General features: G+C 63.3%; 19 protein-coding genes and 1 pseudogene. 9 read left to right on the plus strand and 11 right to left on the minus strand.

Annotated elements, in window-relative coordinates; translation table 11 throughout:
* Positions 1-42: 42 nt before the first annotated feature.
* A complete protein-coding gene (locus tag CV023_RS09795; protein WP_230745337.1) occupies positions 43-1,821 on the plus strand; it encodes an FRG domain-containing protein in 1,779 nt (592 codons plus the stop codon).
* A gap of 301 nt (positions 1,822-2,122) precedes the next feature.
* Here the strand turns inward: CV023_RS09795 and CV023_RS09800 are convergent, their stop codons facing one another.
* Both CV023_RS09800 and CV023_RS09805 read right to left on the minus strand, forming a co-directional pair.
* The gene (locus CV023_RS09800) at positions 2,123-2,425 is read right to left on the minus strand and encodes a dihydrofolate reductase family protein (protein WP_230745339.1); all 303 of its coding nucleotides are present in this window, start codon (positions 2,423-2,425) and stop codon (positions 2,123-2,125) included.
* Between the two features lie 337 nt (positions 2,426-2,762).
* Positions 2,763-3,167 carry a hypothetical protein gene (locus tag CV023_RS09805; RefSeq protein WP_230745341.1) on the minus strand — a complete coding sequence of 135 codons (405 nt, stop codon included), beginning with the start codon at positions 3,165-3,167 and terminating at the stop codon, positions 2,763-2,765.
* A 128-nt stretch (positions 3,168-3,295) separates the two neighbouring features.
* Here CV023_RS09805 and CV023_RS09810 point away from each other — a divergent pair, with 128 nt between their 5' ends.
* A complete protein-coding gene (locus CV023_RS09810; protein ID WP_230745344.1) occupies positions 3,296-3,460 on the plus strand; it encodes a hypothetical protein in 165 nt (54 codons plus the stop codon).
* A 44-nt stretch (positions 3,461-3,504) separates the two neighbouring features.
* On the opposite strand, the pseudogene CV023_RS19140 reads toward CV023_RS09810, so the two are convergent.
* From CV023_RS19140 to CV023_RS09830, 5 genes and pseudogenes are all read right to left on the minus strand, one after another.
* A pseudogene (locus tag CV023_RS19140) lies at positions 3,505-3,747 on the minus strand (helix-turn-helix domain-containing protein); the annotation flags it as partial.
* 152 nt (positions 3,748-3,899) lie between these two features.
* On the minus strand, positions 3,900-4,292 hold the full coding sequence (locus tag CV023_RS09815; protein ID WP_230745346.1) for a universal stress protein: 393 nt from the start codon (positions 4,290-4,292) through the stop codon (positions 3,900-3,902).
* Positions 4,289-5,803: a tripartite tricarboxylate transporter permease gene (locus tag CV023_RS09820; protein WP_230745348.1), complete on the minus strand. Its 1,515-nt coding sequence runs from the start codon at positions 5,801-5,803 to the stop codon at positions 4,289-4,291. The genes CV023_RS09815 and CV023_RS09820 overlap by 4 nt, the downstream gene beginning before the upstream one ends.
* A gap of 12 nt (positions 5,804-5,815) precedes the next feature.
* The gene (locus CV023_RS09825; RefSeq protein ID WP_230745350.1) at positions 5,816-6,379 is read right to left on the minus strand and encodes a tripartite tricarboxylate transporter TctB family protein; all 564 of its coding nucleotides are present in this window, start codon (positions 6,377-6,379) and stop codon (positions 5,816-5,818) included.
* 10 nt (positions 6,380-6,389) lie between these two features.
* Positions 6,390-7,403, minus strand: coding sequence for a Bug family tripartite tricarboxylate transporter substrate binding protein (locus CV023_RS09830; RefSeq protein ID WP_230745351.1), 1,014 nt, complete (start codon positions 7,401-7,403; stop codon positions 6,390-6,392).
* Positions 7,404-7,529: 126 nt separating this feature from the next.
* On the opposite strand from CV023_RS09830, the gene CV023_RS09835 reads away from it, so the two are divergent.
* A complete protein-coding gene (locus tag CV023_RS09835; RefSeq protein WP_230745352.1) occupies positions 7,530-8,405 on the plus strand; it encodes a LysR family transcriptional regulator in 876 nt (291 codons plus the stop codon).
* Positions 8,406-8,474: 69 nt separating this feature from the next.
* On the opposite strand, the gene CV023_RS09840 is transcribed toward CV023_RS09835, so the two are convergent.
* The 3 genes from CV023_RS09840 to CV023_RS09850 form a co-directional block, all read right to left on the minus strand.
* Positions 8,475-9,260: an HpcH/HpaI aldolase family protein gene (locus CV023_RS09840; RefSeq protein ID WP_230745353.1), complete on the minus strand. Its 786-nt coding sequence runs from the start codon at positions 9,258-9,260 to the stop codon at positions 8,475-8,477.
* 132 nt (positions 9,261-9,392) lie between these two features.
* Positions 9,393-10,967 carry a GMC family oxidoreductase gene (locus tag CV023_RS09845; protein ID WP_230745354.1) on the minus strand — a complete coding sequence of 525 codons (1,575 nt, stop codon included), beginning with the start codon at positions 10,965-10,967 and terminating at the stop codon, positions 9,393-9,395.
* Positions 10,967-11,542: a hypothetical protein gene (locus tag CV023_RS09850; RefSeq protein ID WP_230745356.1), complete on the minus strand. Its 576-nt coding sequence runs from the start codon at positions 11,540-11,542 to the stop codon at positions 10,967-10,969. The genes CV023_RS09845 and CV023_RS09850 overlap by 1 nt, the downstream gene beginning before the upstream one ends.
* A 146-nt stretch (positions 11,543-11,688) precedes the next feature.
* On the opposite strand from CV023_RS09850, the gene CV023_RS09855 reads away from it, so the two are divergent.
* The 5 genes from CV023_RS09855 (at position 11,689) to CV023_RS09875 (ending at position 14,827) form a co-directional block, all read left to right on the plus strand.
* Positions 11,689-12,471 (plus strand): IclR family transcriptional regulator, encoded by a 783-nt coding sequence (locus tag CV023_RS09855; RefSeq protein WP_230745358.1) that lies wholly within the window; start codon positions 11,689-11,691, stop codon positions 12,469-12,471.
* Positions 12,472-12,632: 161 nt separating this feature from the next.
* The gene (locus CV023_RS09860) at positions 12,633-13,418 is read left to right on the plus strand and encodes an acetoin reductase (RefSeq protein WP_230745360.1); all 786 of its coding nucleotides are present in this window, start codon (positions 12,633-12,635) and stop codon (positions 13,416-13,418) included.
* Between the two features lie 94 nt (positions 13,419-13,512).
* Positions 13,513-13,842: a putative quinol monooxygenase gene (locus CV023_RS09865; RefSeq protein WP_230745361.1), complete on the plus strand. Its 330-nt coding sequence runs from the start codon at positions 13,513-13,515 to the stop codon at positions 13,840-13,842.
* 149 nt (positions 13,843-13,991) lie between these two features.
* The gene (locus tag CV023_RS09870) at positions 13,992-14,465 is read left to right on the plus strand and encodes a nucleotidyltransferase domain-containing protein (protein WP_230745362.1); all 474 of its coding nucleotides are present in this window, start codon (positions 13,992-13,994) and stop codon (positions 14,463-14,465) included.
* Positions 14,465-14,827: a HepT-like ribonuclease domain-containing protein gene (locus CV023_RS09875; protein ID WP_230745363.1), complete on the plus strand. Its 363-nt coding sequence runs from the start codon at positions 14,465-14,467 to the stop codon at positions 14,825-14,827. Before CV023_RS09870 ends, CV023_RS09875 begins: the two co-directional genes overlap by 1 nt.
* A 40-nt stretch (positions 14,828-14,867) precedes the next feature.
* On the opposite strand, the gene CV023_RS09880 is transcribed toward CV023_RS09875, so the two are convergent.
* Positions 14,868-15,371 carry an NADPH-dependent FMN reductase gene (locus tag CV023_RS09880; RefSeq protein WP_230745364.1) on the minus strand — a complete coding sequence of 168 codons (504 nt, stop codon included), beginning with the start codon at positions 15,369-15,371 and terminating at the stop codon, positions 14,868-14,870.
* A 324-nt stretch (positions 15,372-15,695) separates the two neighbouring features.
* Here CV023_RS09880 and CV023_RS09885 point away from each other — a divergent pair, with 324 nt between their 5' ends.
* The gene (locus tag CV023_RS09885; protein ID WP_230745365.1) at positions 15,696-17,171 is read left to right on the plus strand and encodes an amidase; all 1,476 of its coding nucleotides are present in this window, start codon (positions 15,696-15,698) and stop codon (positions 17,169-17,171) included.
* The last annotated feature ends 113 nt before the right edge of the window (positions 17,172-17,284 follow it).

A 17,284-nucleotide genomic window follows, 5' to 3' on the forward strand; every position in this document is an offset into this window, starting at 1 on the left:
TATTTGGTGTCATGAGATGCCACCACGACACATCAAACTTTCATGTCTGATGCTGAGGATCCTACGGAAGCAGTTACGCCTGACGACTGCAATACGACGAAACGAAGTAAACCTCCCAATCATCCCGTCGCTAGGGCGCCCCAAGAGGCGCCGGCCGAAGAAACTACCGAGCTGACTGGGCTCGCCAGCGATTTGGTTTCGAACGAACTGAAAAAGGCGCTTGCGGATGCAGCGAAGGAGGCGGTGGGCAGGACCGACATCCGCACGGCGCTCCAAGACGCCATACGCAAACAAACCACCAGCCTCAGCGCCTTCGGCCCGACGGGGCTAGACGACGCCGTCCACAATGCACTCACGGACGCAGCGAAGCAAGCAGTAGGCAGAATCGACACCCGCACGGCGCTCCAAGACACCATACGCAAACAAACCACCAGCCTCAGCGCCTTCGGCCCGACGGGGCTAGACGACGCCGTCCACAATGCACTCACGGACGCAGCGAAGCAAGCAGTAGGCAGAATCGACACCCGCACGGCGCTCCAAGACACCATACGCAAACAAACCACCAGCCTCAGCGCCTTCGGCCCGACGGGGCTAGACGACGCCGTCCACAATGCACTCACGGACGCAGCGAAGCAAGCAGTAGGCAGAATCGACACCCGCACGGCGCTCCAAGACACCATACGCAAACAAGCCACCAGGTGGAGTTCAACTCGATTCTTTGACCCGGCGATTGCTCTCGAGATTGCTGCTTCAAGGCCGGGGCTACCGGCGCCGCGCGAAACAACGCCGGGAGTCGATTATCAACATCAAGAAAGAGGAATCCCTAGCGAGGGCCGGTTCTCCGAAAGCTTCACCGGCCCTGGGAGCTTTTTCGCTACCCACGAGGTAGTAGTCGATTCTTTCAGTTCCCTTACGCAAGAACTAGCCAATCTTTCGGAGATCAATCCGGGCCTCCGCTTGGTATGGCGTGGTCAGCAGAACGCCAACTGGGGTCTGCACAGTAGCTTGTACCGCCGACTGCTAAAGCACTCTGGCGTAGTGACTCAGAGATCTGCCGAAGGGGCTGGCGAGGCATCCCAAATATTCCCCGACGAGTCGGCGATGCTCCAAGCGGAACTCGCCATCCTGGATGAAGCGTCAGACTGGCGGATGTCAGATCTCTCAGCACTAGAGCTGATGGCTCGTCTCCAGCATCACGGTGGTCCCTCGCGGTTGCTAGATGTCACGCGAAATCCACTCATCGCCGCGTGGTTTGCAGTCGAGAGTGGACCAGACGATGGCGAGGACGCCCGATTGTTCGCCCTCTCGACTGCACCGGTGGGCGATAACAGCCCCGGTGACGCGGTGTTGAACGAGGTTCTTGCTAGCACTCGCTATCCGTTTTGGGTGTACGACAACGAGGAGCAACGAAGAACGGCAGAATGGGGCACTGGAGCACGGCGTCGAATCTGGGTGCCTCCGGCCTACGACGCAAGGATTGCAGCGCAGAACGCTGCCTTCTTGCTTGAAGGAGTGCCGATGTTCACAAGAGGAAACCTGCGACTGTTCGAGAGAGCCAAAAACCGACAATGGCATGCTGTAGATGTCGCTGCCGCAACTTCGATCTACGCAAGGCCCGCAAATCCGCACAAGCGCGCGCGACCGAATAAAGCCGGGCTGGCTCCTGTCTTCACCTTCAGAATCGAGGCTCAGGCCAAGGACCAAATCAGACAGTCCCTGACCCAAATCTATGGTTACACGACGGCACTCCTCTACCCCGATATCCAAGGAATGAGCACCCGGCTGCGGCTGCATTCCGATTGGATAGAAGCGAGCCGATAGAATTTAATGCATATTCTCAAGCTCATCCTGTAATTCACGGTGGATAAATCGCCACACCAAGTAGGCACAAGATACGAGGTTGGAGAACAGTGAATTTGACAACTAGGTGTGTCGAGTGGAGCCCAGTTGCTGACTTCGTTCTTCTTGATCTATTCAGTATCTAACTTGGACCGCGCATTATTGCCGTGCGGAGACGTTTTGGGAGCACTGCAATACGCTCGCTGCCGCGGCTCGCCGGACGCTCGGCGCTGATCGAACCCATCCTGCCGCTCACCCTTGGAACTTGACGGCACCCGCCCGCCTACACCCGGTCTTCCGCCAACATGCCCAAAACCCGATGGCGCGCGGTGAGGAAACCGCCGTTGCGACCGAGCTCGACGAGTTCGAGGTCGAGACGACGGGGCAACGGAGGCCGGCCCGCACCGAGGGTCACCGGCGCGATCGAGGTGATCACCTCGTCGAGCAGACCCGCATCGGCGAACTGACCGGCCAGATCGCCACCTCCGACGACCCACAGGTCCTTACCACCGGCGCACGCACACTGTTGCGCATGGATATCAGCAACGGAGCCCCGGGCGAACCGGATGTCGAGGCGCTCCGGCAAGAAGTGCTCGGGCGAGGGCCCGTCCGATGCAGCACCGGACTCACCCGGGCTCCCGTTCCCCTCCGCCGCCCCCGGATCTCGAACCGGTCCGGCAGGTCCAGGCCCCGGCTGGTCATCACCCAGCTCGGCAGCAGATAGGGCCACGCCCCCGATTCGTGGTCGAGCACCCACTCATAGGTCGTCGATCCCATCACGAGCGCACCCACCTCGGCGAAGAACTCATCGAAGTCGTTCCCGCCTCCCTCATCCAAGGGCTGCCGGAGCAGCCAGTCGAGCGAGTCGCTCGGATCCGCGATGAAACCGTCGAGAGTGGTCGCGGTGTAGTACACGGTTCTGGTCATGATCCCTCTTCTTCATACCGTTCATCGTCGGATTCTCCGCGCAGCCGACGCAGCCACATGATCGGATCGCCGTCATCGACCGGGCGTTCCAGCAACCTCAACATCTGCCGCACCAGCTGGCGGCGGTGGGCGGAGAAGGTGAGCACATGCGCGATCACCGCGCTGATGACAAAACTCTCGGGAGGTTCGCACAGCGCATCGATGAGGCGGTCGTCCCATCCACCTCGGCGATCGATGTCCGCGACGAAATCGAGCCAGCGGACCGCGACCTCGCCGTGCCGCTCCGAGAGGGAAGCCCGATACTCGCCGAGGCGGGAGCCGGGATCCGCATCCAGGAACGAATGACGGCGAGGAAAGTCGAGTCCCTCCAACGAGGCGGGCCACACCTCCTTGGTGTACACGAGACTCTCGAGCACCTCGGCGAACGGAACCCTCCTCCCCGTCCCATTCGAGCACGGTGGTGCCGGGCAGCACCCTGCGGGTGAACTCCTCCGGCTCCAGATCCGCGGAAGTACGGATGAGGTGGCCGATGTCGTCGAGATCGTGTCGGATGAGCTGTTCGCTGAGCGGATTCATCGGGGTCTCCTCATTGCGCACCCAGAGCGAGGCGGGCGGATGGAAGTGGATGCCGTTGGGGCTGGCCAGCCAGTGGCTCGACGCCTGTGCGCTTGAGGCCCGTGCGCTCGGCGGATGACCGAACGCCTTGGCATAGGCACGGCTGAATCCCTCTGCGAACCCGTAGCCGGCCTCCCAAGCGGCGTCGGTGACGCTGGCGCCGCCGCCCAGCTGCCAGGCCGCCCGCTCGAGCATCACCCGGCGACGCATCGCCACCGGGGACTCGCCCGTTTCACGGGACACCGACCGCCCGAAATGGAACTGCGTGGCATGCGCCCCCTCGGCCATCTGGCCCAGAGTCTCGTTCCCCTCGTCGAGCACAGCATCGAGCAGCTCCCGCAATCGGTCGCGACCGTTCTTCGTCATGCTTCCAGTGTGACGACCCCACGGGCCCGGCGCATGATCATTCTTGCGCTGTCCGAAACATCGGGCGGGCACGCATCTCTGCGGCCGCCTCGGCGAAGATTCGATCACCGAGGCAGCCGCAGAGATGCGTGCCCGCTGGGCCTGCTTTCCGCTCAGTCCGCCTTCACTGCGAGCACCGGCATATCGGCCTGCAGGAGGATGCGCTGAGCCGAGGACCCCATGATGAACTTTCCGACCTGCGACCGTTTGCGCATGCCGATGACGATGAGGTCGACAGACCAGGCATCGGCTGCTTCGAGAAGCGAATCGACGACATCGTCTTCATGCGCCAGAGTGAAGACCTCTGCGTCGACGCCCTGACTCTCCGCCCGCTCCTTGACGGCATCGAGATCGGCGTCATCTGCGACCGATTCCTCGACCAGCGGGCCGCGCTTGCGAGAGTTCGCGATCCTCAGCTTCACCCCTCTCCAAGCCGCTTCCTTGATGGCGGCGTCGACGGCCGCCTCTCCGGTCGGGGTCGGGACGTATCCCACCAGAATGCTCATGACACGAGCTCCTTCTCCTGCGACTTGGTCTTCGAGCGGCCGAGCACCTTCCGGATGATCGGCAGAAGTATGACGACGAGGAACACTACCAGCAGCGTGAGCGTGATCGGACGGGTGAAGACTCCACCCAGATCGCCTTCGAACAGGATCAGCGAACGGCGGACACTCGATTCGAGGAGTTCGGCCAGCACGAACGCAAGCACCAGCGGGCCCGGCTCGAAACCGGCCTTCTTCATCAGGTACCCGATCACGCCGAAGAGGACGACGAGTCCGACGTCGAACACGGAGTTCTTGATCGTGTAGGCGCCGATGAGCGTGATCAACACCGTGATCGGTGCCAGGATCGCCGGCCGCACACTGAGGATCTTGACGAAGACACCGATGAGCGGGATCGCCATGATGAGCAGCAGGATGTTGCCGATGTACATCGAATTGACGACACCCCAGAACAGCTCGGGCTCCTCGGTGACCAGCAGTGGACCGGGTGTGATTCCCTGGATGAGCAGCGCGCCGAACATCAGAGCCATGGTCGCGTTCGCTGGGATGCCGAGGCTCAGCAGAGGAATGAACGACGAGGTGGCGGCCGCGTTGTTGGCCGATTCCGGGCCTGCCACACCTTCGATGGCGCCCTTGCCGAACCTGGACGGATCCTTGGCGACCTTCTTCTCGACACCGTAGGCGGCGAGGGAGGAGATCGTCGCTCCGCCGCCGGGAAGGATTCCGAGGAGGAAGCCGAGAACTGATCCGCGTCCGATCGCCGGGGCGGACTGCTTGAGGTCGCCGCGGGTCGGCCACACGTTCTTGACCTTCTTCGGAGCGGCCATCGCCTTGTGGCGCTCTTCGAGATTGTAGAGGATCTCGCCGAGGCCGAAGAGTCCCATGGCCACCGTGACGAAGTCGATTCCGTCGCTGAGGCTGAGGTTGTCGAAAGTGAATCGTTCGGTGCCGGTGAAGACATCCCGACCGACCATGGCCAGGAACACGCCGATGGAGGCGGCGATCAGGGCCTTGAGCTTGTTGCCGGAGCTGATCGTGGCCACCAAGGTGACGCCGAGCAATGCGAGTGCGGCGTATTCGGGCGGACCGAAGTCGAGGGCGAAGCCGGCGATCAGCGGGGCGAGGAACGTCAGGCCCAGGATGGATGCGGTGCCGCCGATGAACGATCCGATCGCCGCGACTCCGAGGGCAGCGCCGGCGCGACCCTGTTTCGCCATCTGGAAGCCGTCGAAGACAGTGACGACCGCGCTGGCCTCACCCGGAAGGCGAAGCAGCACCGAAGTGATGGTGCCACCGTACTGGGCGCCGTAGAAGATACCGGCGAGCATGATGATCGCCGTGACGGGTTCGATGCCGAAGGTCATCGGGAGCAGAATCGCCATCGTCGCCGCGGGCCCGAGGCCCGGGAGAACGCCGATCAGCATTCCGACGAGGACGCCGATGAAGCAGTACAGAAGGTTTCCGGGTTCGAGGACTGTGCCGAATCCCTGGAGAACCGGGACGAACATATCCATAGGTCGTCCTCCTCAGAACAGGTGCGGGAGCTGCGTGCGCAGCGCCACGACGAAGATGAGATAGAAGGCCACAACGGTGAGGACCGAATAGAGGATCGCTGACCTCCACGATTCGCCTCCCAGCAGCTTCATCCAGACGAAGGAGAGCAGCAGGGACGGAATCTCGAATCCGACGAGCGGCAGTACGGCCACGAAGATCACGAGGCTGAGCACGCCCCAGACGACTGTGACGGAGTGGGAGATGAACTTCTCACCGTCCCCGCCCCGGCGACCCAGCACGATCTGGGCCGCCGAGAGGACGGTCGCGATCAGGGCGACGACGAAGGGGAAGAAGCCGGGGGCCGGATCGGTCAGGGTTCCCAAGGAGAGATTCCAAGAGAGGATCATGCCGACGATTCCGAAGAGGCATGTCACGCCGCAGGCCACCAGATTCGAGATTCCGCCTGCGGGCGGAGGACCCTCATCTTCCCAGAGGGCCAACAGCTCGTCGGGGGTCTCCGCTTCGTCTCCCGGGGCGACTACCCCCGCGGTCGGATCGTCGTCAGCAGAGGGACCGTTCGCCTTCGGCTCGTTCATCGTGGTCGACTCAGTCCGAAAGATCGATGTCATATTCATCAATCAGCTTCTTGTAGCGGTCTGCGAGGTCAGCCCATTCCGTGGCGATCTCGTCACCGGAGACCTCGGTCGGGGTGAGCAGGTTCTTCTCGTTGAACTCCTTGTAGGCGTCGGTCTCGAACGTCGCCTTGAAGGACTTGTCGAGTCGTTCGATCACCGCATCGGGGGTGTCCTTGGGAGCGACGACCGCACGGTACTGCGAGACCGGGATGTCGTAGCCTTCCTCCGTGGCGGTCGGGACATCCTCGAGGAACTTGTTCCGCTCCTCGGAGAAGACCATGATCGGCACGAGCTTGCCGGCATCGATATGCGGCTTCGCCTCACCGAGCTGGACCGTGGAGATGTTCACCTGGTTGCCCAGGGCCGCCGTCACGGCCGGAGCGCCCGAATCGAAGGGCACCTCTTTGAAATCGGTGTCGATCTGCGCGAGCAGCAGACTCTGCGCCAGCTGCGATCCGGTGCCGACTCCGGCGGTGCCGAAGGACAGCTTCTCGTCGCTGTTCTTGATGTCGTCGACGGTCTTCACGCCGGCATCTGGATTGGCGACCATGACGTAGTCGTCTTGGGAGACGCCGGTGATGACTTCGAAGTCGTCGATGCTCACAGCTTCGTCCTCACCGACGGCGAGAGGGGTGATCGTGATGAGCGAGGCGTTGAGCGTCGCGAGGTTGTATCCGTCCGGCTTGGCGGACTGCACTTCCTTGGCCGCCAGAGTTCCGTTGGCACCGGGTTTGTTGATCACAGGCAGGGCCTGTCCGAGGTCGGACGAGGCGCCGTCGGCGAGTGCGCGGGCGATGAGGTCGGTCGATCCGCCAGCGGCGGCACCGACGGTGATGGAGACCTCCTTCGTTGGGAAGTCCTCTTCTCCCCCGCCGCCACCTGCAGCGACGTTTCCACCGCAACCGGACAGCACCATTGCTGCTGCCGATCCCAGGGCCAGGGGTCCGACGAGCCGTTTCGAGATTCTGCGCATGTTCTGGTCCATTCCCTTCAGTCTCAGTCGACACTCCTGCGTATCTGTCGAGCGCTTCGGAATGAGCCTAAGAAGCACCAGTAATATTGTCTATGATGATAACTGCATGAAATGATGCCTGAAAGGTATCGTGGTCCTATGTACACCTTGGACCAAGTTCGGTGCTTCGTCGCGGTGGCCGAGCATCTGCATTTCGGCCGAGCGGCCGCAGCGCTGTCGATGACCCAGCCCCCGCTCAGTCGGCAGGTGCAGAAGCTCGAACGGTTCGTCGGCGTCGACCTGCTCGAACGCGACAATCGCCGTGTGGTGCTGACTGCGGCCGGAGAGGCCTTCCTCGACAATGCGCGAGTGCTCCTCGCGATGTCCGATCGCGCCCCGCAGGATGCACGGCGCATCGCCTCCGGACAATGGGGGCGACTGAGCGTCGGCTTCACCGCGGCGAGCGGCTTCGGAATCCTCGGCAGTCTGGTCACCGCGATCGAAGAGAGCTTCCCCGGTATCGACCTCGATCTTCACGAGATGGTCACCGGAGAGCAGCTGGAGAACCTGGCCGAGGGCCGCATCGACCTCGGACTCGGACGCCTCGACTCCACCCCGCCCTCGGTGCAGTCCGAGCTTCTCTTGGCCGAACGGCTGCTCCTCGCCGTACCCAAGGATCATCCGCTGGCTCATCTCGAGCGGCCCCTTCGCAAGGATGACGTGACCGGCCAGCCGCTGATCATGCACTCGGCGACGCGAGCGACCTACTTCTACGATCTGCTCGTCCGGCACTTCCCGATCGATCACCACATGGTCCGCCACTCGCTCAGCCAGGTGCTGACGATGATCAACCTCGTCGCCGACAATCACGGGCTCGCCTTCGTCCCCGAATCGGCCGCATTGGTCAGCGTCCCCGGAGTCCGCTATCTGGCGTTCGAGGATCTCAGCGAAGAGATCGTCGAGCTCAAGGCCCTGTGGAACACGCAGACGAAGAATCCTGCCCTCAAGCAGGTCGTCTCGCTGCTCCGTTCCTGACCTCCCAGAACTACCCGACGGCGGCCCAGCAACGTGGCGCGAGGTATCTGGGCCGCCGCCAGGTAGCAATTAGGATCGCGCGGTCTCCAGATCCTCGCGGAATGCTCGTCCGGCTGCCCCGATGTCCCCCGCCGAGGTGATGAACCGGAATCCCTGCTCCTTGCGCAGCTTGGCTTCCGCACCGTCACCGCAGTGGATTCCGGGGACGACTCCCGCTTCGTCGGCGGCCGTGCGGATCCGCACGAGCGCCTCGGCGTGGGCGTCGTTGTGCTGCCCGGGCAGGGCACCGACGGCGAAGGCGAGGTCCGATGGCCCGACGTAGACCCCGTCGATGCCGGGCACGGCGCAGATGTCCTCGACGGCAGCCAGGCCGTCCTTGTTCTCGATCATGACGAAGAGCAGCGGACGTGCGGCACGGGTGTCCTGGACGTCGCCGGCGATGAGCTCGGCGGTCGGACCCCAGGATCGGTCGCCTCCCCGGCTGGGGTAGTCGAGGGCCTGGACGGCGGACTCCGCCTCGGCGACCGAGGACACGAGGGGAACGATGATCGCTTCGACCCCGGCGTCGGCGAGCGCACCGATCTCGGTGAAGCGGTTTGCGGCGACCCGCGCGGTGACCAGGGCGGGACCGCTGGCGCGGATGGCGTCGGTGAGCCGGAGGACGTCGGTGGGACGGATCAGCCCGTGCTGCAGATCGAGACTGACGTAGTCGAAGCCGGCAGCAGAACCGACCTTCGCGAGCTCCGGACTCGTCGACATCATCCACAGTCCGTTGTAGATCTCACCCGCGCCGAGGCGAGCACGGTGGTCATCGAGGGGGCGGGCCTGGTGCCCGGGCATCATTGCTTCAGTCATATCTGCATCGAATCACACGCGTGACTCGGACGCCAGGGCTGCCCGGCATCCGAGTCACGATCATGCTGACTGCGTGCGGCGGGATCCTGGACTGCCTGCCCGCGACGGCCCGGCCGCCGCACCTCGGCGAGCTCAGATCTCCTGGGTCCGCAGCGCCTCGGCGATGTATTCGGCCTGCCGGATGGCCAGGGCCACGATGGTCAGGGTCGGGTTCGCGGCGGCACCGGTGGTGAAGACCGAGCCGTCGGAGATGAAGAGGTTCTTCACATCATGGGTCCGACCCCACTTGTCGACGACCCCGTCCTCGGGCCGCTCGCTCATCCGCGCGGTCCCCAGATTGTGAGTCGACGGGTACGGCGGGGTCCGGTGGGACGTCTGCGCACCCACGGCCTTGTAGACGCTCTCACCTGCGGAATAGGCATGCTCGCGCATCGCCAGATCATTCGCGTGATCGTCGTAGTGGACATTGGGCACAGGCAGCCCGTACTGATCCTTCACGGTCGTATTCAGCGTGATCCGGTTGGACTCCTGCGGCATGTCCTCGCCGACGATCCACATCCCCGCGGTGTTGAGATAGCGGTCGATGAGACCCGCGAAGTCCGGCCCCCAGGTCCCTGGATCGACGAAGGCGGCCATGAACGCCGGACCCAGTGCGATCGTTTCCATGTAGTAGCCGCCGGAGAACCCGCGATCAGGGTCATGGATCGATTCATCGGCGATGACTCCGGCCATCGTCTCTCCCCGGTACATCCTCACCGGTTTGTCGAAATGACCCCACACGGTGCCGGTGAGGTGGCGCATGTAGTTGCGTCCCACATGCCCCGAGGAGTTCGCGAGCCCGTCGGGGAAGCTCGGCGTCCCGGAGAGGAGGAGCAGCCTCGGCGTCTCGATCGAATTCCCCGCCACGCACACGATCTTGGCGGCCTGGCGGTGGAGGTTGCCCTCCTTGTCGAGATAGAGCACCGCATCGGCACGGCCGGCCGAATCGTGGGTGATCTGGACGGCCTGGGATTCGGGCCGCAGGTCGAGCAGCCCGGTCTTCGCCGCACGGGGGATCTCTCTGACCAGGGTCGACCACTTCGACTTGTTCTTATCGCCCTGGAAGTTGAAACCGTCCTGAATGGACGCGGGACGGCCGTCGTATTCCTCGGCGTTCGTGGCATAGGGACCGGTCGCGTAGAACTTGTAGCCGACCTCCTTCGCGCCGCCTGCAAAGACCTTGTAGTTGTTGTTCGCCGGCAGCGGCGGACGCCCGTGGACGTGGGTGGAGCCCATCGCCTTCTCGGCCCGATCGTAATAGGGAGCCAGATCCTCGAGGCCGATGGGCCAGTCGAGGAGGTTCGCCCCGTCGATGCGACCGTAGGTGGACCGGGCCTTGAACTCATGCGACTTGAACCGGGGTGTGGCCCCGGACCAGTGGGTGGTGGTTCCGCCGACGGCCTTGACGATCCAGGCCGGGAGGTTGGGGAAGTCGCGTGAGACCCGCCAGGAGCCGGTCGTCGTCCGCGGGTCCAGCCAGGCCATCTGGTTGAAGGCCTCCCACTCGTTGTTGACGTAATCCTCGTTGCTCAGATGCGGACCGGCCTCGAGGACGACGACGGGAATCCCCTTCGCCGTGAGCTCATAGGCCAGCGTTCCGCCGCCCGCCCCGGAGCCGATGATGACGACGGCCTCGTCGTTGACATCGATGCTGTCTCCACTCGCCATCACTTCTTCACCTCTCCCATATCGGCGCGCTGCGCCCGCGGCTGGTTGGTCGATTCATCGGCTTCGTTCACGGTCTGCGGTGCCGCGTGCGCTCCCGGACCCAGCTCTGGAATGTCCTCGTCATCGGGGTAGAGGATCCGCGGTTCCGGCAGCCAATCGAGATCGTTGAAACCGCGATCGATGTAGCCGCCCTGGTCGAAGGAGGGACCTTCGTAGCCCAGGGCCTCCCACACCTCGGCGTCGTCATAGAGGTTGAGGACGGCGGTGCGGCGGACGAATCCGAAGAACTCGGTGCCTTCGACCCTGCGCAGCACCCGCAGCGCCGAATCGTCGTCGAGCGAACAGAAGTCGCCGTCGGCGAGCTGGTCGAGCGACTGCAGACCCTGAATGAGGGCGACCCGGAACCAAGTCTCGGCATCGGCCTCGACGAGGATCCCGTCGGCGGTGCGCTCGTAGGGCCCATCGGGGAAGTTCTCGTGCGGGAACGCCACCCGCAGTACTCGGACGAGGGTCTGCCTCGCCTCATCGGTCATCTCCATCGCATTCAGCGAGGGATATTTGGCGGGGAATGCCATCGGCTGCTCCTTTGCTCCTTGACGATGACGATCGGCTCGATCCGGGCACCATCGTCGACCCGGTCATAGGCAACCTATGTGAGACAGACCACCGTCCACTATCCTTATTCTCACGTGGCGATAAACATGAGGCGAGGTGGCCCGAGATGTCGAACAGTGCCGTGATCGGACGGATCTTCTCCGTCCTCGAGGCGGTGTCGGCCTCCGGCTGCGCCTCAGCGAAGACCATCGCCGACCGACTCGAGATTCCGTTGCCCACGGTCTACCGACTCCTCCACGAACTCGAGGACGCGAGCTATCTCGTCTACCTCAAGGAGGACAAGCACTTCGAACTCGGGCCGAAGTGCTTCGAGCTCGGACTGTCCTTCCAGCAGCGCCTCGTCGCCCCGTTCCCGATCCGCCAGATCACCGATGAGCTCCACCGGGCCCTGGGCACGGCCGCCTATTTCGCGATCTACCGAGGGTCCGACATCATCCTCACCTACTGCTCGGACTGCGAGAAGCATCCGCGGTTGCGCCCCCTGCGCTTCGGCTTCCACGAGGCGGCCCATGCCACGGCCTTCGGCAAGATCCTGCTGGCCGGGATGACCTCGACACAGCGGACCGAGTACCTCGATGCCCGCGGCATGCAGGTGCTCACCCCGCAGACGATCGTGCGTCGCGATCTCCTCGACGATCACCTCACCGAGGTGGCCACGCGCGGCATCGCGTGGGAGCACGACGAGTTCCTGCCGCGGCAGACCTGTGCCGCCGTTCCGGTGCGCAACGGGACGGGGATGCAGGTCGGGGCGATCGCCGTGAGCACTCCGTCGACGAAGGCGAACGGACGGACGAAGGAGATCGAGTCGACCCTGCGGGAGCGCGCCGGGTTGTGCTCGCGGTATCTGCGCGGTGGGGCGGTCACGGTCCCGGTGACCGAGCACCGGTGACGATTCCGGTGGCCAACCTCGGTGATGGCCCGAACCCCGCCCCAACCTCGGCGATCAACACCGCTGATTATCACCTCATGAGAAGGAGCGTGTCCTCCCGCCCCCGCCTCTGCTGAGAATGATCGTGCTCACTCAAGGTCGAGACACAAAGGGGTACAACCATGAGCACATCCAGCAGCGTCGCCGTCGTCACAGGATCCGCCCGCGGCATCGGACAGGGAATCGCCGAGCGCCTCGGCGCCGACGGCCATCACGTCATCGTCGCCGATCTGCCGACCATGCGCGAAGGCGTCGATGAGACCGTCGCCGCGATCGAGAAGGCAGGCGGCACGGCCACCGGCACCGAGGTCGACGTCACCGATCAGGCCTCCGTCGAGGCCCTCGTGGCGACCGCCGTCGAGGCGGGAGGCAAGCTCGACGTATTCGTCGCCAATGCCGGAATCGCTCAGGTCGAACCGCTGATCGAGTATTCGAAGGCCGATTTCGAGAAGATCCTCGACGTCAACGTCACCGGGGTGTTCCTGTCCTATCAGGCTGCGGCCAAGCAGATGATCGAACAGGGCAACGGCGGCAAGATCATCGGTGCCGCCTCGATCGTCGCGTTCCGTCCCTTCGCGCTGCTCTCGCCGTATTCGGCGACCAAGTGGGCCGTGCGCGGGCTGACCCAGGGCGCGGCGATGGAGTGGGCCAAGCACGGCATCACCGTCAACGCCTACGGGCCCGGGATCGTCGGGACCGCGATGTGGGATCTCATCGATGAGAAGCTCGCCGCCGAGGAGGGGCTGGCCAAGGGTGAGGCGATCAAGAAATATGCCGGTGACATCCTCCTCGGCCGGGTGTCCGTGCCCGAGGACGTCGCCAATCTCGTCTCGTTCCTGGCGAGCGAGGATTCCGACTACGTCACCGGCCAGACCATGCTCGTCGACGGCGGCATGCAGTTCTCCTAGGCTGGATGGCAGCCGGGCCGAGTCTCGAACTCAGCCAGGTCGCCGACTAGGCTGACCACCAACCGCAAACACCGAGAAGAGAGAAGGAAGTCCCATGATCTTCATCGTCGTGAAGTTCCCCGTCAAGCCCGAACTGGCCGAGCAATGGCCGGAGATCACCCGCGAATTCACCGAGGCGACCCGTGCCGAACCGGGCAACAAATGGTTCGACTGGTCACGCAGCCTCGAGGATCCGAATGAGTACGTCCTCGTCGAGGCCTTCGACGACGATGCCGCCGAGGCACACGTGAAGTCCGATCACTTCCAGGCAGCGACCGCCGAGGGCGGACCCATGCACAGCGCGCTGACCGCGACCCCGAAGATCATCTCGCGTCAGATCGATGGGGATGACTGGGACGCCATGGGAGAGCTCCAGGTCGGCTGACTCTCCTCGGCTGCGTGGTCTGGGCCCGAGGTCGGCCGCAGACCGGAGCCCGCAGCCGATTCCACCCGAACCCGCGGGCCCGCTGATGCGATCAGCGGGCCCGCGTCCATGAGCAGATCACCCGATTCACACGCTGATAATATTGTCTTATGAGCTTTCTGCCTGAGTATCGCGAAGCGCAACGAGGCGAGGATGTCGCTCGACTGCGCCGCGCACTCGCGCTCAGAGCCATGCTCGCCAGCGGTATGAGCCAGCGACAGATCGCGGAAGAACTCGGCATCTCTCAGCCTGCCGTGAGCCAGCAGATCAAATTCGCTCCCGCCGTCGATCAAGTCCACCCCGAACTTCTCTTGGAAGCGGCCGTACCGATACTCAAGAAGCTCGCCGCAGAACACGGCTACGAACATCTCGCCGTTTTCGGCTCGGCAGCCCGTCGTGAAGCTCGGACGGATTCCGATATCGATCTGATCGTCGACGCTCCGCAAGGAACCTCGTCCTTCGCGTTCATTCGGTTCAAGCAACTCATTGAGAAGGTGCTCGGTCGGGGGATCGACCTTGTCGACTACGCCGGGCTGAAGCCCGGCATGGACGATGACATACGGCGGGAGGCGGTGCTGCTCTGATGGAACGCCGAGTTGCGAAGGAATTGCTGCATATCGAGGCCTGGCTTCTGCGCGCGAATGAAATCGCCGATCAAGGCAAGGAAACCTATCTTGAAAGCGCTTTGCTGCAAGAGGCGGGCGATTCCCTGATGATGAAACTCGGGGAAGCCGCGAATCGCCTTTCCCGGTTAGGCGCACCCTCGCCCGCCGGAATCGATTGGGCCCTCGCAACCGCGAATCGCAATTTCATCATTCATCAATACGATCAGATCAGCCGCTCCCTCACCTGGTTGACGCTTTCTGTCGATCTCAGAGAGTGGCATGACGCGCTCCAACCATCGTTCAGAGCCGCACGATCTTCACTCGCCGACGATATCGAGTGAATCCAGAACAGTTCCGAACCCAGCGGGCCCGCTGATGCGATCAGCGGGCCCGCGTCAGGTATGCCCCCTGCGTCTCGATCCACTCGTCGAGGATCTCGGCACGGTCATCGAACTTCGCCGTCGGGAACGCCAGGCCCTTGGTGGGCACGCTCGCACCGAGTTCGACGAGGAGGGGCCGCAGGGTCATCTCCACGGCGACGGTGTGAGCGGGCGAACCGATGGTGAAGACCGGGACTGCGGTGAGCCCGTGCAGGCCGTTCGAGTCATAGCGATCGAGGAAGGCCTTGAGCAGCCCGGTGTAGCTGGCTTTGTAGGTCGGTGTCGCGATCACGGCGAAGTCAGCGGTCGCGAGACGATCGTTCAGCCGGTCGAGGCGATCCGACTTCCACTCGAAGATCTCGGTGGCCACCTCGGCGAGTTCGATGGTCTCATCCACCTCGGCGCCGATGAGATCGGCGATCCGGGCCGCGAGATCCTCCGCGACCTGCCGAGTGCGGGAGTTCGGGCTCGGGTTGCCGACGACGACGCCGATGCGTGCTGCCATGGGTGCTCCTCTCGACCTGCGATTCAGTGTGGACCCCACGCTATTGCCCGCTCATTGACTTCATCCCGACGGATGCCATGCAACGTCATCCGACGCAATCCCCCTCCCTGTGCACTACCTCCGGGCGCAACAATGACATAGATCAGATATTTAGCGGCCGTTACTCGCAATATTCGTCATCATCAACCTCATTGACGTTTAAAGATCATAGGTTTAAGCTCGAACTTGCCGCGAAGATGACTCACACGATGTGGCCTTCCCGTGGCCGGCACGCGCAGAGCCGCACGTTGCCGATGAACACAACCAGAACGGGCCGCTATGAGCATGAACCCTGAAGCGCACCTCGATGAACCCTCATCGGCTCGCATCGGCAGAGCCGTCAACGAGCTCCTCGGATCGACCGGCTTCGCTCGTGCCGCCGAACTCATCGACGCGGCTTCTTGGGAGATCGACCAATCCTTCACCGCCCCCTCGGCGCCTGAGTGGGTGGAGCAGAGTCCCCCTCCTGCAAGCGAACACCCGCTGGTCACCGCAGACGAGGACGCCCGCCGCTCTGGAATCATCCGCTACTACACCGGCGCGTTCATCACCGGAGCCCGTGCCTCAACGACAGAACTGACCGGACTGCGCTTCACCCACAAAGACAACATCGGCATCAGCGGATACCCTCTCGCCATCGGAAACCCCGCCCTGGACGACCGACGTTCGGCTCTCACATCTCCCCTACTCACATCGATTGAGGCCGCCGGCGGCACAATCGTCGGAGCGAACCACATGGCGGAATTCGCGTTGAGTCCCACCGGACACAACCACTGGCTCGGCGATGGGATCAACCCCCGCAACGATGCCTACTTGTCCGGCGGATCCTCTAGCGGTTCAGCAATTTCCGTCGCATCCGGTTCGAGTGACGTCTCGCTCGGCACGGACACCGGAGGCTCGGTACGCCTGCCCGCCGCATTCTGCGGCCTGTCAGGATACAAACCTACGAACGGGCTGTTCTCCTCGGTCGGATTGATTCCGCTCTCGGAGACCTTGGACACGATCGGCATGATTGCGTCCGCCCCGGCGACGATCCGGGCCGTTGCAGAAGTCATGTATTCCGATGCTTCCGTCGTCAGCCTCGAGCACCGTGATCTACTGGATCTGCTGCCTGAATCTTCGCGGACTGAGTTCTCTCACCTTTCGGTCTCGGCAGTCGAGCGGATCTGTGACGCCGACGTCGCCGAATCATATGCCTCGGCTCTGTCCGCGCTCGGCGTCTCCAAGCATGGTCGCCAGGAACCAGACACATCCGGCCCCGCGCCCGTAGTCGATTTCGACGACAGTGACCTCAATCGCCGATCGGTCGTCGTCGTAAGTGTCGAGGCTGCCCGCAATGTCGGTCGGATACTCGGGTGGGAATGGGACCTCCTCGGCGATCAGGTCCTCTCACGAGTCATCCGCGGGACTACGGTCTCTGCGATCGAGTATGCCGATGCCCTCGCGGAGCGTGAGACGCTGCAGAGAAGGTTCCTCGCCGAGGCGATGCCTAACGCCCGTTTTCTGCTCACCCCGACCAGTCCGATCCGTGCCCCGAGAGCGGTGACCCGGGATGGCGCTGCCAATGACGAGGTACGTCGGGACTACATGCGAGCTAGCCGGTTCACCCGTGTCATCAACTATCTGGGCCTGCCCGCCATCACCGTTCCGTTGCCAGCGGCCGAGGACTCGATGACTGCGGGACTGCAGATCATCGGTCGTCCGTTCGATGATCGGGCGCTGCTCGACTTCGCGGTGATAGTGGCAGAAGCACTCACCTGAGGTCCCTCTATCAATAGATCCGTAGAACTACCGAAGAGTCGAAAGTACGAATAACCCTGTAGAAAGGCGCGACAACGATGTCCGTGGACACCACTGCTGAAGAAATGAAGATC

Origin of the sequence: Brevibacterium sp. CCUG 69071 (genome assembly GCF_021023135.1) — a bacterium.
Taxonomy (GTDB): domain Bacteria; phylum Actinomycetota; class Actinomycetes; order Actinomycetales; family Brevibacteriaceae; genus Brevibacterium.

Coding starts and splice junctions, on each gene's coding strand:
- CV023_RS09815 (WP_230745346.1), bottom strand. CDS start 4,292: ATGAGCATTCTGGTGGGATACGTCCCGACCCCGACCGGAGAGGCGGCC.
- CV023_RS09820 (WP_230745348.1), bottom strand. CDS start 5,803: ATGGATATGTTCGTCCCGGTTCTCCAGGGATTCGGCACAGTCCTCGAA.
- CV023_RS09795 (WP_230745337.1), top strand. CDS start 43: ATGTCTGATGCTGAGGATCCTACGGAAGCAGTTACGCCTGACGACTGC.
- CV023_RS09840 (WP_230745353.1), bottom strand. CDS start 9,260: ATGACTGAAGCAATGATGCCCGGGCACCAGGCCCGCCCCCTCGATGAC.
- CV023_RS09885 (WP_230745365.1), top strand. CDS start 15,696: ATGAACCCTGAAGCGCACCTCGATGAACCCTCATCGGCTCGCATCGGC.
- CV023_RS09855 (WP_230745358.1), top strand. CDS start 11,689: ATGTCGAACAGTGCCGTGATCGGACGGATCTTCTCCGTCCTCGAGGCG.
- CV023_RS09850 (WP_230745356.1), bottom strand. CDS start 11,542: ATGGCATTCCCCGCCAAATATCCCTCGCTGAATGCGATGGAGATGACC.
- CV023_RS09860 (WP_230745360.1), top strand. CDS start 12,633: ATGAGCACATCCAGCAGCGTCGCCGTCGTCACAGGATCCGCCCGCGGC.
- CV023_RS09865 (WP_230745361.1), top strand. CDS start 13,513: ATGATCTTCATCGTCGTGAAGTTCCCCGTCAAGCCCGAACTGGCCGAG.
- CV023_RS09825 (WP_230745350.1), bottom strand. CDS start 6,379: ATGAACGAGCCGAAGGCGAACGGTCCCTCTGCTGACGACGATCCGACC.
- CV023_RS09880 (WP_230745364.1), bottom strand. CDS start 15,371: ATGGCAGCACGCATCGGCGTCGTCGTCGGCAACCCGAGCCCGAACTCC.
- CV023_RS09870 (WP_230745362.1), top strand. CDS start 13,992: ATGAGCTTTCTGCCTGAGTATCGCGAAGCGCAACGAGGCGAGGATGTC.
- CV023_RS09830 (WP_230745351.1), bottom strand. CDS start 7,403: ATGGACCAGAACATGCGCAGAATCTCGAAACGGCTCGTCGGACCCCTG.
- CV023_RS09845 (WP_230745354.1), bottom strand. CDS start 10,967: ATGGCGAGTGGAGACAGCATCGATGTCAACGACGAGGCCGTCGTCATC.
- CV023_RS09810 (WP_230745344.1), top strand. CDS start 3,296: ATGTCGTCGAGATCGTGTCGGATGAGCTGTTCGCTGAGCGGATTCATC.
- CV023_RS09875 (WP_230745363.1), top strand. CDS start 14,465: ATGGAACGCCGAGTTGCGAAGGAATTGCTGCATATCGAGGCCTGGCTT.
- CV023_RS09835 (WP_230745352.1), top strand. CDS start 7,530: ATGTACACCTTGGACCAAGTTCGGTGCTTCGTCGCGGTGGCCGAGCAT.